Consider the following 3231-nt stretch of genomic DNA (forward strand, 5'->3'; position numbering starts at 1 on the left):
CCGTCTTGACCTCTATGCGCAATTATACATATTTTTAGCTAGCTTATCTCTTAACTCTATTTTAAAAACAAAGGAATAAGCATGCAAAAATGTCCACTAAAAGAAATTCAAGAAAGATCGGGGAAGCTGCTGGATAAATGGATACAAAAACAGTTAAATAATATAGAGGATAGGGCTACCGTACGACAAAAGACAAGTCACTAAAACTAAAAAACATCCTTAATTGGATTATGAACTTCCAATTTTATTAAAAATCTTAACTGAAAAATAAAATTTCTAATCAATAAATCTAAGGAAAAAGTAAAATTCAAAAGCTTAAAATTAAAAACTAGATCACGAGGAAAAAATTGAAGACTACAATTATCAAGTAACAACCTGACCCAAAAGCATTCTCTGCGAGTATTATACCGCAAAAACACAAACTAAAACAAAAAATCTACTAACACCATAAATAATAAGTAAAGCTAGTTAGCAGAATTTTGAACAATAAGGAAAAATGCGGATCTAATCACTATAAATAAGCAATGCGCCCAAAAAGATAAACAATATAAAAAATAAACTAATGAATAAAGCAAAGGTAGTTTATCGATCCTCCAAACTTCGGACTACTCCGTTATAACAAGCTTTTACAGACGAACGGTCTATCGCCAATTAGAACGCTACAATCTTTTACTATAAAAAAAACTAAAACTTTAAGATAAATATAATAAATCTAACATAGCAAACTACAATTTAAGATATAGATATAAAATCTTGACAACTACAAACTTTTAAACACAATGCTTTCTCTAAAATATTGTAATAATATGTTTATAGTATTGTTATCATATTATTTCAAAAAATATCCCAAAAAATAAATCAATTTATTTTATAAAAATAAAAATACTATCCAAATTTTGAAATAAAAATATTTTTTCCCAAAGAAAAAAACAAATCTTTCTTATATTATTGTAAAATATTCCCAAAAAAAGAAATTTTATCTATAGAATTTTAATTGATAACTATTCAAAACATCCAAAAAGATAATTACTTGGTTTACAGCCAAAAACTGCTAAAATAATAAATTTAAGTTAGAAAACTTAAATTTATGCAAAGAAGCAGTAATTTATGACAAGAACTATATTTTTAAAAATTATGAGAATACTGGTAAAAACTATACAGGAGAACTTATATCAAATAAATAGCCAGATAAAGTAACGACTAAAAGTAAAATTAAGTTTAATTGGATCTAAAAAATTTAAGATTCAAAATAAAAAACAAAACGCGAGCATTTTTATTTTTGGAGTTTAGTTTTTGTGCTATTTTTTTCGTAATGAAAAAAATATATGCACAATAGTAAAAGTTCAAAAGTTATTAACTTTTGATTTACCTATTTAAAGACAAATTGAAAAAAAGAATAGATAAAGAAGGAAAGCTCGTATAAAAAATAGCTTCCGGCCATTGCAAAATCGAGCCTAGACTTCATTTTTCGTTTTCCCACACGTGGGAAGATCAGTTTTCTCTCTGGGAAAAATTTGTCTTCGTCGGCAAAATTTTTCCCACAATTTTAATTTTCATCATAGCCTTTAATTGCTATGGCGATTTTAGGGAAGTTTTTATCGCTAGTATAGATTACTTCGCAGCCTTCCTTATCAGCACAAAAATATTGTAGTGCATCTTCAAGATCAGAGTTTGAGTTTTTAGAATACTTAATCGCTTTTTTTATACCTTCGATTCCAAACGCCGATACGCACCATTTTTTAGTAACGACTTCTAAGAAATCTAAAAGTATAAGTTGCTTTTGTCGAGAATGGCGCAAATTATAATAAAGCGTGCTAATACTATCTTCGCTAATGACGATAGTAGCTTGTTTTCGCATTAAATTTTGCATCAAAGCAACGGCCTTTTTGTTGTTTATCCTGTCTGTATCGATAATATCAATGATGATATTTAGGTCAAAAAATACTTTCACTGTTCTGCCTTTTGATTTAATTCATCCGCTTTTTCTGCTCTTAGTGATTTTGAATCACCTTTAAAATCGCCCTTAAAGGCTCCGACAAACTTCATAATATCGGCAATATCGCTCTCTATGCCGCTAGGAGTAGTATTTTCTTGCGTATTTTGTATTGGTTGTTGTGAACTTTCGCTTTGAGCAGCCACTTCAATAATCTCATCTTCTTCATGTTTTTTTGAAATCACAATCTCAGTTTCGCTTTTGTTGGCAGAATGCTGAATTTGTTTAACGCTATCTACCTGAAAGCTATCAGGCGCTGCTAAGACCTTGTCAAAGCCCTCATAAGCAGCATCGGTTAAAATTTCTTTTGTCATTTCTAGTGTTTCGAAGTTAAAGGTTTTGACAGTCGTTTGCCTTAGCTGCTTTAGATCTTTTATTGAGCCTTTACCGACGATTTGAGGATTTAGCATGAAAGAGTTTTTGCCAATGATATCAAATTTATCCTTGTCGTTTTCGCTGATTTTAAAAATAGCTTGTTTATCCTCAAGCTCTTTTAGGGCGCGATATACGCTTGATTTGGCTAAAATTTTACGCTCTTCGAAATATTTGACGAAGTCGCTATCGTATTTAAAAATATTTTTATAATTTACGTTTTTTATCATTACCAAAAATACGGTTCTAGCGTTGTTTGAAAGATTTTCAACCAAAAAATCCAAATTTTCTACAAAAACCTTTATAAATGCGTCTTTTGTTTGTTCTTTTTGCAAAAAGCTCGTAACTATTGTCTTCACTTCGCCGGTTTGGCTATCGACGATCTCTTGCGTCCTATTATAAAGCCTTGCGCTTGTGGAGCGAACTTTTTCTAGGTCAACGATTTCTTTTGCCATAATACCCCCTATGGTTTATTTTTTCAAAAATATACTTTTTTTCCCCTTATTTGCTACTGAATTTTCCCAAAAAATGAAACCATTTTTTATCACAAGTATAAATTTTTTCCCAAAAAATGAAAAAAATATTTTCAAAAAAACATTATTTTTCCCAAAAAATGAGATTTTCTCTTAGAAAAAATGAATTTTTTATAAAGCATGAAGTTAAACATTATTTATGTGCTGGGCGATTTACTAAGGAAACCAAAAGCATGATGGTAGCCAAAACCGCAGGCGGCTTGCAAAGATTGACTAAATTTAAATATATTAGCCCTTTATTTAAGCATTTGTACGAGTTTGTGTTTTTATGACTCAACCTGTCACTCTCTTATGTTAAATTTTCGTCATAATTTAAATCCGAAGGTATAAAAA

Annotated in this window: 2 protein-coding genes; both read right to left on the reverse strand. The window is 29.8% G+C overall.

Annotated features, from left to right (window positions below; all coding sequences use genetic code 11):
• Positions 1-1546 precede the first annotated feature (1546 nt).
• Positions 1547-1951 (reverse strand): type II toxin-antitoxin system VapC family toxin, encoded by a 405-nt coding sequence (locus tag RYL88_RS12470; RefSeq protein ID WP_314991729.1) that lies wholly within the window; start codon positions 1949-1951, stop codon positions 1547-1549.
• Positions 1948-2820: a hypothetical protein gene (locus tag RYL88_RS12475; protein WP_314991731.1), complete on the reverse strand. Its 873-nt coding sequence runs from the start codon at positions 2818-2820 to the stop codon at positions 1948-1950. Before RYL88_RS12475 ends, RYL88_RS12470 begins: the two co-directional genes overlap by 4 nt.
• Positions 2821-3231: the final 411 nt, after the last annotated feature.

Origin of the sequence: uncultured Campylobacter sp. (assembly GCF_963517995.1) — a bacterium.
GTDB lineage: Bacteria > Campylobacterota > Campylobacteria > Campylobacterales > Campylobacteraceae > Campylobacter_A.